General features: G+C 34.6%; 14 protein-coding genes. 11 read left to right on the forward strand and 3 right to left on the reverse strand.

Annotation, left to right across the window (positions count from 1 at the left end):
- Positions 1 to 279: 279 nt before the first annotated feature.
- Positions 280 to 1,692, reverse strand: coding sequence for an EmmdR/YeeO family multidrug/toxin efflux MATE transporter (locus A9G17_RS12610; RefSeq protein ID WP_065739021.1), 1,413 nt, complete (start codon positions 1,690 to 1,692; stop codon positions 280 to 282).
- A 403-nt stretch (positions 1,693 to 2,095) separates the two neighbouring features.
- Between A9G17_RS12610 and A9G17_RS12615 the strand changes: the two genes are divergently transcribed.
- The 8 genes from A9G17_RS12615 to A9G17_RS12650 all read left to right on the forward strand — a co-directional run bounded on the left by A9G17_RS12615 (position 2,096) and on the right by A9G17_RS12650 (position 12,944).
- Positions 2,096 to 2,815: an epoxyqueuosine reductase QueH gene (locus A9G17_RS12615; RefSeq protein ID WP_065739022.1), complete on the forward strand. Its 720-nt coding sequence runs from the start codon at positions 2,096 to 2,098 to the stop codon at positions 2,813 to 2,815.
- A gap of 194 nt (positions 2,816 to 3,009) precedes the next feature.
- Positions 3,010 to 7,287 (forward strand): acyl-CoA dehydratase activase-related protein, encoded by a 4,278-nt coding sequence (locus A9G17_RS12620; RefSeq protein ID WP_065739023.1) that lies wholly within the window; start codon positions 3,010 to 3,012, stop codon positions 7,285 to 7,287.
- 73 nt (positions 7,288 to 7,360) lie between these two features.
- Positions 7,361 to 7,969, forward strand: coding sequence for a CDP-alcohol phosphatidyltransferase family protein (locus A9G17_RS12625; protein WP_065739024.1), 609 nt, complete (start codon positions 7,361 to 7,363; stop codon positions 7,967 to 7,969).
- Between the two features lie 14 nt (positions 7,970 to 7,983).
- Positions 7,984 to 9,738, forward strand: coding sequence for a bifunctional alpha/beta hydrolase/class I SAM-dependent methyltransferase (locus A9G17_RS12630; protein WP_065739025.1), 1,755 nt, complete (start codon positions 7,984 to 7,986; stop codon positions 9,736 to 9,738).
- Positions 9,739 to 9,750: 12 nt separating this feature from the next.
- Positions 9,751 to 11,088, forward strand: a complete 1,338-nt coding sequence (locus A9G17_RS12635; protein WP_081301772.1) for a phosphatase PAP2/dual specificity phosphatase family protein — start codon at positions 9,751 to 9,753, stop codon at positions 11,086 to 11,088.
- Positions 11,072 to 11,548, forward strand: a complete 477-nt coding sequence (locus tag A9G17_RS12640; RefSeq protein WP_081301773.1) for a hypothetical protein — start codon at positions 11,072 to 11,074, stop codon at positions 11,546 to 11,548. Before A9G17_RS12635 ends, A9G17_RS12640 begins: the two co-directional genes overlap by 17 nt.
- A gap of 57 nt (positions 11,549 to 11,605) precedes the next feature.
- The gene (locus A9G17_RS12645; RefSeq protein ID WP_065739026.1) at positions 11,606 to 12,544 is read left to right on the forward strand and encodes a phosphatidate cytidylyltransferase; all 939 of its coding nucleotides are present in this window, start codon (positions 11,606 to 11,608) and stop codon (positions 12,542 to 12,544) included.
- 136 nt (positions 12,545 to 12,680) lie between these two features.
- Entirely contained in the window at positions 12,681 to 12,944 is a 264-nt protein-coding gene (locus A9G17_RS12650; protein WP_039126254.1) for an HPr family phosphocarrier protein, read from the forward strand.
- Between the two features lie 123 nt (positions 12,945 to 13,067).
- On the opposite strand, the gene A9G17_RS12655 is transcribed toward A9G17_RS12650, so the two are convergent.
- Positions 13,068 to 14,450: an APC family permease gene (locus A9G17_RS12655; protein ID WP_065739027.1), complete on the reverse strand. Its 1,383-nt coding sequence runs from the start codon at positions 14,448 to 14,450 to the stop codon at positions 13,068 to 13,070.
- A 360-nt stretch (positions 14,451 to 14,810) separates the two neighbouring features.
- Between A9G17_RS12655 and A9G17_RS12660 the strand changes: the two genes are divergently transcribed.
- Positions 14,811 to 15,245, forward strand: a complete 435-nt coding sequence (locus A9G17_RS12660) for a PTS sugar transporter subunit IIA (RefSeq protein WP_065739028.1) — start codon at positions 14,811 to 14,813, stop codon at positions 15,243 to 15,245.
- Positions 15,238 to 16,629: a PTS fructose transporter subunit IIC gene (locus A9G17_RS12665; protein ID WP_065739029.1), complete on the forward strand. Its 1,392-nt coding sequence runs from the start codon at positions 15,238 to 15,240 to the stop codon at positions 16,627 to 16,629. The genes A9G17_RS12660 and A9G17_RS12665 overlap by 8 nt, the downstream gene beginning before the upstream one ends.
- Before the next feature lie 48 nt (positions 16,630 to 16,677).
- On the opposite strand, the gene A9G17_RS12670 is transcribed toward A9G17_RS12665, so the two are convergent.
- Entirely contained in the window at positions 16,678 to 18,369 is a 1,692-nt protein-coding gene (locus A9G17_RS12670) for an amidohydrolase (protein WP_065739030.1), read from the reverse strand.
- A 149-nt stretch (positions 18,370 to 18,518) separates the two neighbouring features.
- On the opposite strand from A9G17_RS12670, the gene matP reads away from it, so the two are divergent.
- Positions 18,519 to 18,983: a macrodomain Ter protein MatP gene (gene matP, locus A9G17_RS12675; RefSeq protein WP_081301774.1), complete on the forward strand. Its 465-nt coding sequence runs from the start codon at positions 18,519 to 18,521 to the stop codon at positions 18,981 to 18,983.
- Positions 18,984 to 19,004: the final 21 nt, after the last annotated feature.

Genomic DNA, 19,004 nt, shown 5'->3' on the forward strand with positions numbered 1-19,004 from the left:
TACTATTATTTGATACTAATGGTTCTTTGTTAATCGAATATTTATGTTATGGTTAAAAGAATAATTTTAAATAATTATAGTAAGATTATAACTATTGGATTCAATAAATATGTTATGCCGACAAAATAGAGAATATCGTTTTTGAAACATTCGAAACATTCGAATCATTAAATAAACTATTCTTTATCAATATGTTATGTATTGATAAAGAATTGCATTGTGTTGCATTTAGTTCATATTTCTACAATGATTTGCTTTTACTTAGTTTAAATTATTCAACTAAATTCTTTGCTTATGACGCCATAGCCATTTGCCACTGATTAATCGTTGATAGAAGAATATACTTCTAATAATCCAATCTAAAAACATACCAAACCAAACACCAATAACACCAAAGCCGAGGTATACACCAAAAATATAGCCCACTACAATTCGGCACATCCACATACTGCCAATAGCTACCCACATGGTGTAGCTGGCATCTTTTGCGCCTTTAAAACCATAAGGCAAAACAAAAGAAGATGCCCAAAATGGGGTGAATAAAGCATTTAACCAAAGTAAATGTTTAGATATTTGAATAACCTCTTGATTATCGGTATACATAGAGCTTAATAGACCCGCAAATGGGATGGATAGAAACGCCAAAAAGCACAATAATATATTGGTCAAATGGAAGATAAATTTCAGTTGTCTGGTCGGTTGATAGATTTGTCCCATTCCAAGTCGTTTACCGACAATAATGGTCGATGTCGATCCTAATGTCCCTCCTGGTAAATTCAGTAATCCAGCAATCGAAAAGGCAATGAAATTAGCTGCAATGGTTGAGGTTCCCATACCGGCTACAAAAGTTTGAGTCAATAATTTACCAATATTAAACATCACAGATTCAACACTCGCAGGGATACCAATGCTCAGAATATCAATAAGAATTTTCGCATTGAACGAATGAAAATAGCTTCTAAATGGTATAAATAGTGCTCGACTCGGTTTGATCGTTAATACGATTAATATAAATATCATACCGCAGTAACGTGATGCCGTTAAACCAATGCCCGCACCAATAAAACCTAAACCCTCCCAATTAAATACACCATAAATCAGTACGTAACTTATTGATAAATTCAATATATTCATAATGATGTTTAAATACATCGGTAGTTTAGTATTACCTGCACCTCTTAACGCACCGCAACCCACTAAGATAAATGCTAATGCAGGATAACCCAATACAGTTAATTTAAGAAAGGTTAAAGTAAGTTCTTTGACATTTGGTTCAGCTTTTCCAGCAATGATTTCAACAATCCAATAGCCTGAAAATTCTACAAAAACAAAAAGTAAAAGTGAGACTATTATTAGTAAAGTGATGGATTGTCGTGCCGCTGAAACTGCTTTTTTTCGATTGTGACGCCCTAAACTGAAAGCAACTACAACGGACGTTCCTAGTGCGACAGCCATAAAAAAGGACATAATAATCATATTAAAGCTTTCCGCCAGACCGACGGCAGCCATTTCAGCATTACCAATCCAACTTACAAGAAAAGTACTGAAAATTCCCATCAATATGACCGATAGGTTTTCAATAAAAATTGGCATGGCTAAGGGGAAAATCTCACGCCAAAGCAAAACATTGTTTGAATGTCTTTTTTGGTATAATTGTGATTTTTTTAAGCGATCAACTAATTGAACATTCAATTTAAAGCCTAAATTTGTCCATAAAATTTTGCAGATATTATAACTCTTTTATTTAATAAAAATGAACTTATGTTTTAAAAATAAACTTTATTAATATAATAATGTTAACTAAGAAATTGATCATCTAAACTCATCGCGAAATTTGATGTATCATTAAAAAATGGACAATAAAAAGGCTATTGATAAAATAAATTGATTCAGCTCTGAAACAATAGTCAGTATTATTTTATCGTGGTTAAATTTTAGTATTAATTAAACCATATAAAAAAATTTGTCAAAAAGTTTGAGGAGACGCATATGTTTCAGTATAAAAATTCACATACTTTTCTTGAATGGTGATTTATATAACTATATTATAGCGAGCTTTAAAGACTTTGATCACCAAAATAATAAATGAGTCCTTATGTTAATTAATGCTAAAGATATTCTCGAAAAACTAAACCCACATAATAAAATCAATTATGACTCGGTACTTAAAGAAGTCATTGCCGATTGGCAATCTGGATCCATTCGTCCTAAATTATTAATTCATAGCTGCTGTGCCCCTTGTAGCACATATGTTTTGGAGTATTTGGCACAGTATGCAGATATTACTATCTATTTTGCTAATTCAAATATTCATCCTCGTGTTGAGTATGAATACCGGAGTGTAGTACAGCAAAAATTTATTGCTGATTTTAATGAAAAGACAGGCAACAATGTTCAGTTTTTAGAAGCACCTTATCAACCCGCTGAATTTATTAAACAAGTTGAACATTTGCGTGATGCTCCGGAAGGCGGTGAACGTTGCCATCTCTGTTATAAAATGCGTTTGGATTTAGCTGCAATCAAAGCTCAAGAATTGGGATTTGATTATTTTGCCAGTGCGTTAACACTCAGTCCTAAAAAGAACAGTCAAAAAATTAATCAACTTGGTTTTGAAATTCAAGAAATTTTTTCAGTTAATTATCTACCTTCCGATTTTAAAAAAAATAATGGTTATAAGCGCTCAATAGAACTTTGCAAAGAATATGATGTATACAGGCAGTGTTATTGTGGTTGTATTTTTGCAGCTAAAGCCCAAGGTGTCGATTTAAAAAATGTGATAGCTATTGCTAAACAAGGATTAGAAAAACAAGCTTAATTTTTCATTAACTGGTATAACTATACTGAAACGTAGCCTTAACCTGAAACTTTTTGACAAAACTGACATTTTTACAGAATAAAAATACTAAACAAGCATAGTAAATAGTTAACGTATTTAGCTATAATGTTGTTACTATAAATAAAATTTATAGTGAAGCGCGGCTGTTTGATTTTACAATGTGTGAGTTTATTATGACAAAAAAGTATAGATTAGGATTGGATGTTGGTTCTACAACTGCAAAATGTGTTGTGCTTGATGAGCATGATAATTTTGTTTACACCAATTATGTACGTCATAATACCCATATTGTAGCAACAGTGCTTGAATTACTGAATGAAATCAAACAAAAGCTGGGTAATGATATTCATTTATCGGTAAAAGTAACGGGTTCTGCTGGAATGGGTATTTCAGAGAAAGCCGATATTGCTTTTATACAAGAGGTTGTAGCCGCTTCTGAAGTGGTGCAGCGCAAATATCCGGAAGTACGAACTTTAATCGATATTGGCGGTGAAGATAGCAAAATGATTTTCTTCTTTCCTGATCGTTCACCTGATATTCGCATGAATGGCAGTTGTGCAGGGGGAACAGGGGCATTTATTGATCAGATGGCAACTTTGCTTAATATTCCAATTCAACAATTTGATCAACTTGCTCAAAATCATACCCAAATTTTTCCTATTGCTTCCCGCTGTGGCGTATTTGCCAAAACCGATGTTCAAAATCTAATCAGCCGCAATGTTTCCAAAGAAAATATTGCCTATTCTGTTTTACATGCTGTTTGTATTCAGCTCGTTAATACTTTAGCGCGCGGCTATGATATTGTGCCGAAAGTTATGTTAATTGGTGGGCCGTTTTCCTTTATTCCAACCTTAGGCAAGGCGACTTTAGAGACATTAAAATTAGCAGAAGATCAAATCGTTAAAACTGACCATCCGACATTATTATCCGCATGGGGAGCTGCAATTCATCTTATTGAGCGAACCGAGCTTTCACTTGATGATTTTATTAATCGATTAAATGCCTCAACTAAAATCATAGCTAATCAATCTTTTCGATTAAAACCATTATTTAATGAATCATTATCTTTTAATGATTGGAAAAAACAGCGTAAATATATTCAAATTCCACGTTTAAATTTAACCGATTACCAAAAAGAATACGCTTTTTTAGGCATTGATAGTGGTTCAACAACGACTAAAATTACACTCATCAGTGAAGATAACGAGCTTCTTTTTACTCATTATGCTCCTAATAATGGCCACTCTATCAGTGCTTTAATTAAAGGGTTAACCCTATTAAAAGATGAAATTGCTGCATCAGGTAAACAAATTGTCATTGCTCGCACTGGCGTAACAGGATATGGCGAAGAGCTTTTAAAAGCGGCTTTTGCATTTGATGATGGATTGGTTGAAACCATGGCGCATTTCGCTGCCGCTAAAAATATTGATCCAAACGTAAGTTTTGTTATGGATATTGGCGGACAGGATATGAAAGCGATCTTTATCGCTAATGGAGTTGTCAATCATATTGAGCTTAATGAAGCATGTTCATCAGGTTGTGGATCTTTTATTGAAACTTTTGCTAAATCACTTAATTCCAATACGATCGATTTTGCTGACGCGGCTTGCAATTCGTCCAATCCCTGTGATTTAGGGACACGTTGCACCGTTTTTATGAACTCTAAAGTAAAACAAGCTTTGCGTGAAAATGCGACCATGGGGGACATTTCAGCAGGACTGGCCTTTTCGGTCATTAAAAATGCCATTCATAAAGTGCTTAAACTCCATGATATGCGTAAGTTAGGTAATAATATCGTGGTACAAGGTGGGACTTTTAAAAACCCAGCGGTATTTAGAGCATTAGAACAATTAACAGGAGCACAAATTACCAGCTCTAATATTCCTGAATTAATGGGTGCCTATGGAAGTGCATTAGTTGCAAAAAATCATTACCAACAAAACCCCGTTTTATCCCAGTTCATAGGGTTAGACCAGCTTCATAAAGCTGAAGATAACAAAGCCAAACCTTCACGTTGTAAAGGGTGTGAAAATAAATGCGATATTATGATTTATCGTTTTGCAAATGGGCAACGTTATTATTCAGGAAATAAATGTGAAAGATTCTTAAGTAATAATCAATACAAAGACAACAGTTCATTTAATATGCTCGATTACAAAAACGAACTGTTATTTGAACGCGCTAACACCTCTAATCCTAATGCTAAAATCAATATTGGTATTCCACGAGTATTAGGTCAGTATGAGAATTTTCCTTTTTGGCACACATTATTAATGCAAAGTGGCATTAATGTCATACTTTCGCCTTATTCCACTCAGGCTATTTACGAAAAGGGTGCGGGTACGGTAATGTCTGATAGTATCTGCTTCCCTGCCAAATTAGTGCATGGGCATATTATGGAACTTATTGAGCAGAAAGTAGATCGTATCTTTATGCCAATGGTTGTGTTTGAGTCTGCGCAATTTGATAATTCGGTTAATAATTACAATTGCCCAATTGTAAGTAGTTATGCTGAAGTTGTGCACAGTGCGATTAATCCCGAAAACAAATATAATGTGCCCCTTGATTATCCTGTTATCAACTTTACTGATATCCAATTACTGAAAAAAGGTTGTATTAATTATTTAACATTCCTAGGAATCACGAAAAAAGTGGCGGAAAATGCCTTTTCCCATGCGTTGATCGCTCAGTCAGAATATAAAAAATCGCTCTATAATAAAGCGGTTGAAATAGTCAACAATGCTAAGCAAACAGGTCGTTATGTGTTTATTTTAGGGGGACGACCTTATCATAGTGACAGTTTAATTAACCATAAAACTCCTGAAATTTTAAACGCACTAGGTTGTGATGTAATTACTGAAGATTCGGTATTAGGTGCCATTAATCAATTATCTCCAGAATTGCAAATTTGTTCGCAATGGAGTTATCCAAATCGTTTATATGCTGCAGCCTCTTTTGTTGCTGAGCAACCTAATAATGTGCAATTTGTTCAACTTAACTCGTTCGGGTGTGGTCCTGATGCAATTGTTACTGACGAATGTAAAGCAATATTAGAATCTAAAGGCAAAACTTGCACGGTGATTCGTGTTGATGAAATCACTGCGACAGGATCGGTCAGATTACGATTACGCTCTATTATTGAATCAATGCGCATGAATCAACAGCAACCATTAATAAAAGTGGAGCGTAAAAAAACGGCTATTTTTAGTAAACAAGATAAACAACGCCGAACAATTTTAGCGCCGTTTATTTCTGATTTTTATTCACCTTTATTACCGCCTATTTTTGCTTTATCGGGTTATAAACTCGAAACTTTGCCTAAACCAGATAAAAGTTCAGTTGAATGGGGACTAAAATATTGTAATAACGAAATTTGTTATCCTGCGACTATTATTGTGGGTGATATTGTTAAGGCGTTACGTTCTGGAAAATACAATCGTGAAGAGGTCGCGGTAGGCATTACGCAAACAGGTGGGCAGTGCAGAGCAAGTAGCTATTTATCATTAATTAAAAAAGCGATGATCAGTAATGGTTTTGATGATATTCCAATTATTTCACTTAGTACGGGTAATATGAGTCAAGATGAACAACCTGGATTTAAAATTAATTGGCTCAAAACATTACCTATTAGCTTTTTTTCTATATTGTTTGCTGATTCACTATCCAAAATGTACTATGCCATAGCGCCAAGGGCAAAAGTAAAACAACAAGCGAATCAACTTAAAGAACTCTATACTCGAAAATTACAACAACTGATTAATCAAAAGAAAGGGTCACGCTCAATATTTGCGCTATTAGCCGATGCAGTTAAACATTTTAATCAAATTGAAGTTGTAAATAATAAAGATTGTCCTCAAATCGGTATTGTTGGAGAAATTTACGTCAAGTATAACAACTTTGGTAATCAGCATAGTGTTGAATGGTTAATAGATCAGGGTATCGAGCCAGTTATTCCACCTATGATTGAATTTTTTGCACAATGTTTTGTCAACCATGACAGTAATGTGGATAATCATTTAGTATCAAAAACCTATCATTCTTATTTAATGCATTTTTTTGAAAAAATAGCACAACGTTATATCGATAAAACTAATAAAATTTTGTCGACTTTCAAATATTATCAACCATTCCATAATATTCGCGATATTTCTAAAAAAGCTAAGCAGATCCTTAATTTATCCAATCAATTTGGTGAGGGATGGTTGATACCAGCTGGCATTATGACTTTTGCTGAATATGGAATTAACAATGTTATTAGCTTGCAACCATTTGGTTGTATTGCCAATCATGTGGTATCAAAAGGTGTTGAAAAGCGTATGCGCGATCTTAATCCTAAACTCAATTTATTGTATTTAGATTTTGACGATGGCGCAGGTGAAGTAAATGTGCTTAACCGTTTGCACTTTATGGTAAGTTCATTAAAGTATTCACAGCTACAACGAATTGTGTAATAAAAACTAAAGGGTTAGTTTATTTTACTTTATTAAATTAACTAAACTGTAGGTTAATTTTTTAGGATCGATTGTGATATCAATTTACCAATTAAAACCCAAATTTCAATCACTACTGCGCCCGTATGTGAATAGGCTCTACAATGCCAATATAACGGCTAATCAAGTGACAGTTTCAGCTTGCTTGGGATCAATTTTTGTATCTTTTATTGTCGGTTTGCTTTCATCTTATCAATGGATTTTTTGCGTCATTCCCATTTGGATGTTGATTCGTATGGCTCTTAATGCCATTGATGGTATGTTGGCACGTGAATTTAATCAAAAAACGCATTTAGGAGCTTATTTAAATGAAATTGGAGATGTTATTTCCGATAGTGCGTTATTATTGGTTTTTACACAACTCGATAATGTAAGTAACTATCTGGTTATATTAGTTATTTTGTTCTCTTTTTTAACGGAATATACGGGTGTTTTAGGTGTGATGATTGGCGCGTCAAGGCGCTATGATGGCCCTATGGGCAAAAGTGATCGTGCTTTTGTCTTTGGAATAATTAGTTTAGGCATTGGAATTTATCAATTACCGTTAGATTGGATTGATCCATTGTTATGGATTGTTAATTTTTTACTAATATACACTGTGATTAATCGGATTCGAAAAGGTCTGCAAGAAACACAAAAATGAAAAAAGGAAATAATATGCGTGATCAACAACAAAAAACTTTTATAAGTCACGATGGCTGTCAATTATTTTATCGTTATTGGCCAGCAGTTGATAGCAGTGATGGACTTTCTTCAAAAGCGATTGTGCTTTTTCATCGCGGTCATGAACATTCAGGTCGTGTTGCTCATCTTGCTGATGAATTGAATCTACCAGATTATCAGATCTTTGCTTGGGATGCGAGAGGTAATGGTCAATCAGAAGGTGAACGAGGTGATGCGCCTAATTTTGCAACGTTAATTAAAGATGCTAACTGCTTTATTGAACATATTTTGCAAGAATATCATTTAAAACATCAAGATATTGCCGTTATTGCCCAAAGTGTTGGGGCAGTGATTGCTTCTGCTTGGGTACACGACTATGTGCCTAATATTCGTGCGTTGGTGTTGGGGTCTCCTGCATTTAATGTCAAGCTTTATGTACCATTCGCTGTACCTGGATTGAAATTACTATACAACTTAAAAGGTAATTTTTTTGTTAATAGTTACGTTAAATCTAATTTATTAACTCATGATGCTGAGCGAGCGAAGTCATTTACCCAAGATCCGTTAATTACTAGACCAATATCGGTTAGATTACTTTTAGATCTTTATACCGTATCTGACCGAATTGTTAAGGATGCTAATGCCATTACCGTTCCGACCCAATTACTTGTTTCGGGATCAGATTATGTGGTAAAACGTAAGCCACAAAAAAGATTCTATGAAAATTTGGGTACCCAGCAAAAAGAATTTCATATTTTACCAAAATTTTATCATGATACTTTTGGTGAAAAAGATCGCCAAATCGCTATCGACAGGGCAAGACGATTTATTATTGGCTGTTTTGAAAACACACCTAGTGTGCCATCACTCGTTAATGCTGATCTTGTTGGTTATACAAGGCAAGAGAAAGACTCTTTAGCAATGCCGCCAACAGGCTTGATTAAACCTTTATATTGGCGGTTTGTTAAAGCCATTTTAAAATATGCAAGTAGAGTTTCAAATGGTATTAAACTCGGTTTCGATACTGGTTTTGATTCAGGGAGTACCTTAGATTATATCTATCGTAATGAACCGACAGGAAATTCTAAGCTCGGGCAGTTTTTGGATTATATTTATTTACAATCCATTGGTTGGCGAGGCATTCGTCAACGCAAAATCCATCTTGAAGCGATCTTAAAACAAGCGGTTAACCAACTACAACAACAAAATAAAGCTGTTAACATCGTTGATATTGCGGCGGGACATGGTCGTTATATTCTTGAAACCGTTAATCAAATAGCTCATAAACCTGATTCGGTACTATTGCGGGATTACAGTGATATTAATATTCGTGATGGGCAAAAATTAATTGATGAACTTGGTTTAACAAACTTTGTTCGTTTTGAAAAAGGAGATGCATTTAATCGGCAACAATTAGCTGAATTAACACCTCAACCAACATTAGCAGTAGTTTCAGGGTTATATGAATTATTCGATGATAATGCTTTATTACGTGAATCTCTATCTGGTTTAGCGGATGTTATACCTGAAGGGGGATATTTAATCTATACCAATCAACCTTGGCATCCTCAATTAGAGTTTATAGCCCGTGCTTTGACCTCGCATCGTGATGGGCAACCGTGGGTAATGCGCAGACGTACTCAATTGGAAATGGATCAATTGGTTGCTGCTGCTGGATTCAAAAAAATAGATATGTGTATCGATCAATGGGGTATTTTTACAGTATCACTGGCGCAAAGAATTAAATAGTCGTTGGTTCATATGCAAAAACTAAAATTTGGAGCGTTAATCTATTATAAATTTGCTTTATTAGCTGGATTATCAATATTCTTTTTTACCAGTTATAACTTAACTAACTGGTTTACTGCAAACCGTTCCGATGTGGGGAGTTTGGTATTCAGTTGGGAATCCTCAACTCCATTATGGGCTTGGACAATTGTGCCTTATTGGTCCATTGATTTCATGTATGGTTTAGCCATTTTATTGGCCAGTTCTAAGCAATCACTTAAAATTTTATGTTTAAGGCTTTTTTCGGCGCAAATTATTTGTATTACTTGTTTTTTGATTTTCCCTCTAAAATTTAGTTTCGAACGCCCCCATCTTGATGGTTTTTTAGGTTTATGGTTTGATGTTTTAATGGGTTTTGACAAACCCTTCAATCAGGCTCCTTCATTACACATTACTTTACTGGTGATCTTGTGGCAGTTTTATAAGAGTTATTTAAAATCAAAATTTACTCAATTGCTTCTACATGGTTGGTGTTTATTAATTGCCTTATCTGTTTTAACAACGTGGCAACATCATTTTTTTGATGTTCCAACAGGATTATGGGCAGGTTGTTTTTGTATTTGGTTATGGCCAGAAAATGGAATAGCTCCTTTAAAAAGTAAATCATACCCTAAGCAATATACTTGGAGCGGCATTTACTTCCTACTATTTTTATTATCATTAAGTTTAGCTATATATATTGGTGGGGTTGGACTTTGGCTATTGTGGGTCGCGGGGGCTTTTGGATTAGTATCAGCCAATTACTTGGTATTTGGAGCAACAGGTTTTCAAAAACAAGCTAATGGACATTTTACGCTCGCGGTAGCAATTTTATATTTACCTTATTTTGCAATTATGTGGCTTAATTCCCGTTTATGGACTTTAAAAAACAAACCAGCAGATTTTATTATGGACAATGTCTATTTAGGGCGGATTGCTTCGCAAAACACTTTGCAAATTAAACCTATTAATTCAGTTGTTGATCTCTGTGCAGAATTACCAATTGGACAATTTAATGGTTATTACAGTTTGATTCCAGTACTTGATATGACACCTTTGTCCATTGAGCAGTGTCAACGAGTAGCCGAAAAAATCGATCAATTTCAAAAGCAAGGTTCTGTCTTGGTCTGTTGTGCATTAGGTTATTCGCGTAGTGCAACAGCCGTAATCGCATGGTTATTATTGACCAAAAGAGCGACTAATGTCGAAGAAGCAATAACCAAAGTGAAAACGGGTCGTAGTTCGGTCGTTATTTCCTCCAAGCAACAAGCAGTGTTAATCAATTGGTTTAATAGGATTCAAAAAGGAAGCCGCAGTGGTAAATTCGAATAAAGCTAAAATAACTGAAAATATCAATCAAACAGTTTTAGTAACATTTAATCATTTTCTTATTATAAGTCATCAATTAGAGGTTTTTTCGCGATTACTGACATTGATAGCCTTGTTTTTTGGGTTAATGGCTAGTTGGGTCTTAAATTCTGTTTTATTGACAAGTTACAGTTTAGTCAGCTTTTTGGTTGGATTAATCAGTCAATATTATGCACTACGTATAGCCTTTGATAAAAAACTATTTGATTATCTAGCCACCAAATACGATCAGTTTCCTGATATTTTAGATGAATTAGATAATGCCTTATTGCAATTGAATTTAAAAAAATCGAAACAACAACCATTGCGCTCAATCGAAGATCGTCAAAAAGGGACATTGAAATTATTCAAAAAACAGATTGTTCTAATTAGTATGCAGCTAATTTTCGCAATAGCGACAGTTATTTTGGGCGTTTTTGTTTAATTTTCTGATTATTTTAAAATTGTCATATGTATGATAACAAACAATATGGAGGGAAACATGTCTAGTTATCAACGCGATGGTTTATTATTGTTTGTTGGTATAGGTGTATTGCTAATTGTAGCATCTACGATTGGTTGGTGGTTGAAACGACGTTTAAAAAGTCCAAATAGTGTCATTGATAATTTAAACAAACGCATTAATGCTTGGTGGGTGATGGTAGCTATTTTTGCCATCGCTATTTTTTTGGGGAAATTTGCCGTAATTATTCTCTTTTTTATTGCATCAGGTATTGCTTTGCGTGAGTTTCTTACATTAACGCCCATTACCCGTTATGATTATTGGCCTTTACTCTTCGCTTATTTAATCGTGTTACCATTGCAATATATTTTAGTTGCTGTGTCGTGGTATGAATTATTTTGTATCTTTATTCCTGTTTATGGGTTTCTATTTTTCGCTATTTTAGCTGCAATTACTGGATCGACTCATAATTTCTTAGTAAGAATAGCTGAAGTGCAATGGGGATTGATGATTACCGTCTATAGCATATCTTTCTTGCCTGCATTGCTTACTTTACCCATCGATCATTATCAAGACCGCAATTTATTGTTGATTGTTTTTCTTGTATTTGTTGTTGAACTATCAGATGTCTTACAGTATGTATTTGGTAAGCTATTTGGTAAACATTCAATTAGTCCTAATTTATCACCATCCAAGACTATTGAAGGCTTTATTGGCGGTATTCTTTCAGCTAGTTTGATAGGTGCATGTTTATGGTGGATTACGCCTTTTAGCTTTATTCAAGCTGGTTTAATTTCACTCATGATCACCTTACTTGGCTTTTTAGGTGGATTAGTTATGTCGGCAATTAAACGAGATAGAGGAGTAAAGGATTGGGGAAAACTTATTAGTGGCCACGGTGGTGTGTTGGATCGTTTAGATTCTATCTGTTTTGCGGCACCTATTTTTTTTCATGTTGTACGATATTATTGGGTATGATGATAAATCTTATTAAGAAAAGCTGAAAGATAGTATAAATTGCAAAAAAATTTGCATATAAAAAAGAGCAAAAAAATTCAATTTATGATATAAATACTAAAATGTATTAACTTAAGATATATAGAAGGACAATAATATGTTAAAAGAACAAATGGTAGTAAAAAATTCAACTGGATTACACGCACGCCCAGTAACAACACTTGTAAAACTAGCAGGTCGTTATAAATCAACAATTGAACTCGTTTACAATGATAAAGCGATTAAAATGAAAAGTATGATGGGTTTATTAGGTGCTGGCGTTAAAGGTGGCTCTACTGTTGAAATCATTTGTGATGGTGAAGACGAACAAGCTGCAATGGATGAAATCCGTGAATTATTTGCTACAGGTTTTGGTGAGTAATTAATTGATAAATTAATTAAATTAACATCAAAAAATTATTATTCCGTCGACTTAAGTCGACGGAATTGTTTTAAAAGGGCATTAACTAAATACTTTCAAGTAGACCTATTTTAAAAGATTACTTTAATCTTTAATGATTGAATTCAATTCATGATGATCAATCGATGGTAATAACTTAGTAAAACCTTTGGTCAAAAAGACTAAATAACAAAATCCAACCGCTAACCAAACTAAGCCAACAATCATCGCAGTCTCATCGAGGCTGGTCCATAGCCATAACGAAAGTAAAACACCAATAACTGGTAATACACCATATTTAAATAAAACTTTTGCTGTTTTCGTTTTGATATCACATAGATAACTTTTAATTACACATAAATTAACAAATGTAAAAGCAACTAAAGCACCAAAGCTAATCATAGAAACAACCAAACTAAGATCTAGTACCAATGATAACAATGAAAAACAAGCCACAAACAATATTGATAAATAAGGTGTTCTAAAACGAGGATGGACTTTAAAGAAAATCTGTTTAGGTAACACACCCTCGCGACCCATCGCATAAAATATTCTTGAAACACTGGTTTGTGCTGTCATTGCTGATGCAAAAACACCCGTAAGATAAGCAGATTGGAAAAAGTTATACATAAAATCATTTCCATACTTACCAAGTATCTCTTTTAAATTACTTATGGAATCTACTTTACGCATTACATCCAAGCTAGCGGTATCTTTATTAGAAGCAAAATCTGTCCAATTAGGATAGGCTAAATGAGCACTATACGAAACAACTAAGAATATACTTCCCGCAATAAGAACCGTCCATATAATGGCTCTTGGTAATGATTTTTGTGCATCATTTGATTCTTCTGCCAGTGTCGCGATAGCATCAAAACCCAAAAAGGCAAGACATAATATTGCTGCGCCAGACATTAATCCGCTAAAATCACCTGCATTAACAGCCAAAGGTCTTATCATTGCTTCAGGTGTTAAACTTACATTGGTTAAAGTTAAGAAAATAAATAATCCAATAAAAAACATTTGAACAATAATCAAAGTAAAGTTCACTGAATTAATTAATTTAATCCCTAAATAATTTAAAAAGCTGACACTACATAATGAACCAAGCACAAATACATAAGCAGGAATGCTTGGGAAAGCTTCATTAAGATAGATACCCAAAACCAAATAATTTAATATTGGTAAAAATAGGTAATCAAGAATTTGCGCCCATCCCACTAAAAAACCAATTCTTCCACCAAATGTATGTTGTACATACGAATAGGCAGAACCAGCAATAGGTAGTTTATTTGCCATACGACAATAACTTAATGCTGTAAAAAAGATCATTGCTAGAGTGATAACATAGGCTATAGGTAAGTGTCCATTACTGGCAACGGTTACTTCCCCATAAGTGGTAAAGATCCCTAAAGGAACCATATAAGCTAAACCAAATGCAATTAATGCAGGTGTGGTTAAAACTCGTTTCATTTTTATTGCGGACATGACTAATTTTGCTCCTCTGTCCCAAAAAACAATAAAAAACTACTAAGTATAGTTTTGCCTTTTTACCCGCTGAAAGCGGCAGGGAATTCTCCCACATTATTATAATTATGCAAGCTAATTTTGAGCTTATTAACATATAAGTGTGTAATTTTTGAGCTTGCTATTTTATAGGGAATTATTTTTAGTCATATCAACAAAAATCTCACTTTGATAAAGCCAATTTAAGAGATACAAATTTTGTGATCTATATCTAATTATTTCTTTGTTTCAGGAGATGTCAGTATAAGTAAAAAGCGTTATATTTATTATCATTTGCAGATAATTTAATCTGTAAATACTTATCAATAGAAGGATATATTTATGACCTCAATTCCTGTTGTACCTGTTGAATTAACTAATGATGTAATAAAACAAAAATCATCGATCATTCGATTAATGGCACAAAAAAGTCAAAATTATTTAATTGATGTTGAAAAATTTGTTGACGATGTTATGGCACATGAACAAGAAATGGAAACGGATGTGTTACCCGATATTGCATTACCCCATGCTAAAAGTGGTGGCGTAAGTATTCCATTTATTGCAGTTGGCAAATATAGTGAGGGTATTATTTGGAACAATAATAATAAAGTTAAATTAATTGTAATGATTGGTGCTCAAGAACATGCTAATAAAGAACATTTGGCCATTATTGCTAAATTAGCGACTAAGCTTGCTGATGATGATTTTATTGCTGAATTGTTAAATAGTGATATTCAAACCATTGCTAATAGGGTTAGAGGTATTTATGAATAATAAAAAAATTGTAGCCATTTGCGCCTGTACAGCAGGGATGGCGCATACCTATATAGCAAGACAAAAAATAGAAAATGAAGCTAAAAAACGTGGTTGGGATTGCAAAGTTGAAACACAAGGTGCAGCAGGTATTGAAAATGTTTTAACTGAACATGATCTTAAAAGTGCCGATGTCATTGTATTGGCAACTGATATATCAATCGAAAATGCCGAGCGACTTGAACCTTTTAAAAATATTATCAAAGTCAGTACGGGTGAAGCTGTCAAAAATACCGTCAATATTTTCAATAATGCAGAGCAAATATCGACGAAAATAGTCAAAGATAATATTGGTACAGAAATCTTCAGAGCTTTAAATACGGGAATCAGCAAATTTTTACCTGTCATTATTGCATCAGGGATTCTGTTTTCAATTGTGTTAATGACAGGTGATGTTACTAACAATACCATTTTACCAAGCAATCAATTCTTTGATGACCTTCAACAAGTTGCTTTCTATGGTTTTGCAATGATGGTACCCGTTTTAGCTGCATATATGGCCTATTCGATTGGTGGTAATGCGGCTCTTGCTCCAGCCTTCATTATGGGGTATGTCGTTAATAATCCAATTGGTGTCAATAACGTTAGTACCGGATTTATCGGTGCCATGATTTTTGGGATTCTAATTGGTTATTTTGTTAAATGGTTTAAAACAGTTAAAGTACATCCCGTCATTGCTTCAGTGATGCCTGTTATGATTATTCCAACAGTAACACTATTAGTAATGGCCCCGATCTACATTTATGGTTTATCCTACCCACTGGATTGGTTTGTGAAAGCCATGGTTGCAACCTTAAAAGGGATGTCACAAGTCAATGCGGCATTTTTAGGGATTGGTATTGGGATATTAGCAGCTTTAGACATGGGGGGACCATGCAGTAAAGCCGCAACAGCGTTCACTTTAGCCGCAATGGCTGAAGGTGTTTATGGTCCTAATGGGGTTTTCCGTATGTGCTGTGCGATCCCTCCTTTAGGACTGGCTATTTCTTCATTAATTATTTCTCGATCCAAATACAGTAAAGAAGAAAAAGAGTTTGGTATTACGGCATTTTTCTTATCATTAGCCGGTATTACTGAAGGAGCCATTCCATTTGCAGCCAAAGATCCAAAACGGGTAATCATTGCTATAGTTGTAGGTACTGCTATTGCAGGTATGCTGGGTATGATCAGTGGTATAGACTCATTAGTTGCTTTTGGAGGGCTTGTTGCTTTAGGTGGGGTAACAAAAGGCGCAATGTGGTACGTTATTGATATGTTTATTGGCGCATTGATTATCGCTGCGATCTTGCACTTCACTAAGAAAGCTCCAGTAGAAACGGAGCAAGCCATTGAGAATGAATCATAAAATAAGTTACACCGTCAATTATGGCGGTGTAACAGTTTATCAATCCATTTATAATGATTTATCTTGTTGATAGACTACTTTACCACCGACAATAGTTGTCAAAACTTTTACATTTTGCATATCCGTCGCGGCAATTGTAAACGGATTGCGATCTAAAATGATAAGATCTGCAAATTTACCTTTTTCAATCGAACCAATATATTCATCTTGTTTTAATATATAAGCCGCACCAATGGTGGCACAACGTAATACCTCTTTAGCGGTTAAATTACGGTCGCTATTTAACCGTGGATGATCGGTATCGATTTGTCTGGTCATGGCAATTTGAAAATCATACCATTCATTTAAAGGATCAATTGGCCAATCACTACCAAAAGCACAATGAACACCTGCATCGATATACTGCCCATGAGCTTCTAAACCATGATAGCGTTTTTCACCAAAAAGAGTTTGATATTGTTCAACCATGGCTGAGCTGCATCCTGCCCATTGAAATGAAAATACCACACCAGCATTTAACTGTTTGTATCTAGCAAATTGATGTGCAGCGCTTAGCTCATTGTGCGCTGTGCTTGGACGAATATCAGCATCTGGTAACGCTTTTCGCATCTTCTCGATTGCATTAAGAACAACTTCAATTGCGCCTTCACCAACGGTATGCATATGAGGGTGGAAACCCGCTTTAGACGATTCTAAAATCAAGGCATCTAACATTTCGATCGAATAATAGAGATCGCCGTAACGATCTTTTTCATCGGCTAAGTTATAAGGTTTAAGTAAACGAGCGGTCATCAAAGGCTGTTGCATCACCCCATCAACGAATAACTTTATATGTGATACTTTGATACCTGGTTTTGGTTGCCAATTTTTATCATCATAATGGGCAGCAAATTGCTTCACTTTATTGACTACGTTAGGGATATCTTCAATTGATGAAACATCATCAGGTGGAAGTTCTCGAGCACCAAATAAGCGAATAGTTAATTGATCTTGTTTTTGTAATTGTAAAAAAGCATCGGCTTGCGTTTCAGTGATACGGGCATCCATAACCGCAGTAACGCCTTGTTTGTTTAATTCGGTTTGTGATAATTTAGCAACATTAACAGCTTGCTCATCCGTTAATTTAGATATACTATCAAAGGCACGCATGGCAGGGGCATCTTCTAAGATGCCATTTAATTCGCCATCAACTGTACGGCCGATTTTGCCATCGGTAGGTTCTGGTGTATTCCTATCTAAGCCAAATTTTTCTAATGCAATGCTATTGGCAACTAAGGTATGGCAATCATTTGAAAAAAGAATTACTGGGCGCGAAGTGTTAAGACGGTCAAGATCAAAACGAGTAATATCTGTACCTACTGGAAGAACTTCTTGTCTTAACCATCCGCGAACTTGCAGCCAATGGTTGTTGTGATTTGTAGAATCTTTATCTAAGTATTCTTGAATAATCGCTAAAGTATCATCAATGGTTAAACTTTGATAATTTAAATTACATGAGGATAATTGCATTCCTCCCCAAAAAGTATGTAAGTGTGAATCGATGATCCCAGGCATCATGGTTTTGCCTTTTAGATCATAAATGGTCGTTTGGTTATTAACATAGTTCTGGTTATTTATTTCTTGTGTACTACCCGTTGCAATAATATAGCCATTTTTAATGGCGATAGCTTCACAAACAGTGTCTTGTTTGTCAGCGGTGTAAATATAGCCATTAACATAAATAACATCAGCTTTAGCCATTATAAGTGATTCCTCAAAATAAAGATCGAAATGAAAGCTGAACGATAGCAGATTTATAAAAAATTTGTCAAATGCAATAATTTTCTTTATTGTGTGAGAAGATTATGCTAAAACTAAACAATTTAGTTACAGCGTCACAAGGTGAGTCAATGAAATATCAACAATTAGAAAACCTTGAATGCGGTTGGAAATGGCACTATCTTGTAAAAAGGCATTTAGAGGGTGAGTTAATTACTCGTTATATCGAAAAAAGTGCTGCACAACATGCCGTAAATGAACTATTACTATTAGAACATAATCCAAAAGGAGTGGTTAATTGGATTAATGAGCATTTAAATCCCGATTTAGATAATCGAATGAAGCAAACTATTCGGGCTAGGCGAAAACGTCACTTTAATGCTGAACAACAAAATACAAGAAAAAAATCCATTGATTTGGAATTTTTAGTTTGGCAACGGCTCGCTAATTTAGCAAAACGCCGAGGCTGTACTTTGTCGCAAACCATTACACAACTTATTGAAGACGCTGAGCAAAAAGAACAATATGCAACAAAAGTATCGACAATCAAGGAAGATTTACAGTCGCTTCTTGATGCAAAGCTTGACGATAACTAACTCAACTACAGGATAAATAGG

Source organism: Gilliamella sp. wkB7 (assembly GCF_001693435.1).
GTDB lineage: Bacteria > Pseudomonadota > Gammaproteobacteria > Enterobacterales > Orbaceae > Gilliamella > Gilliamella apicola_N.

Excerpts from the sequence above, each read along its gene's own strand:
- A9G17_RS12650 (WP_039126254.1), top strand. The coding sequence starts at position 12,681 with ATGTTAAAAGAACAAATGGTAGTAAAAAATTCAACTGGATTACACGCA.
- A9G17_RS12615 (WP_065739022.1), top strand. The coding sequence starts at position 2,096 with ATGTTAATTAATGCTAAAGATATTCTCGAAAAACTAAACCCACATAAT.
- A9G17_RS12635 (WP_081301772.1), top strand. The coding sequence starts at position 9,751 with ATGCAAAAACTAAAATTTGGAGCGTTAATCTATTATAAATTTGCTTTA.
- A9G17_RS12670 (WP_065739030.1), bottom strand. The coding sequence starts at position 18,369 with ATGGCTAAAGCTGATGTTATTTATGTTAATGGCTATATTTACACCGCT.
- A9G17_RS12655 (WP_065739027.1), bottom strand. The coding sequence starts at position 14,450 with ATGTCCGCAATAAAAATGAAACGAGTTTTAACCACACCTGCATTAATT.
- A9G17_RS12620 (WP_065739023.1), top strand. The coding sequence starts at position 3,010 with ATGACAAAAAAGTATAGATTAGGATTGGATGTTGGTTCTACAACTGCA.
- A9G17_RS12660 (WP_065739028.1), top strand. The coding sequence starts at position 14,811 with ATGACCTCAATTCCTGTTGTACCTGTTGAATTAACTAATGATGTAATA.
- A9G17_RS12665 (WP_065739029.1), top strand. The coding sequence starts at position 15,238 with ATGAATAATAAAAAAATTGTAGCCATTTGCGCCTGTACAGCAGGGATG.
- A9G17_RS12645 (WP_065739026.1), top strand. The coding sequence starts at position 11,606 with ATGTCTAGTTATCAACGCGATGGTTTATTATTGTTTGTTGGTATAGGT.
- A9G17_RS12630 (WP_065739025.1), top strand. The coding sequence starts at position 7,984 with ATGCGTGATCAACAACAAAAAACTTTTATAAGTCACGATGGCTGTCAA.
- matP (WP_081301774.1), top strand. The coding sequence starts at position 18,519 with ATGAAATATCAACAATTAGAAAACCTTGAATGCGGTTGGAAATGGCAC.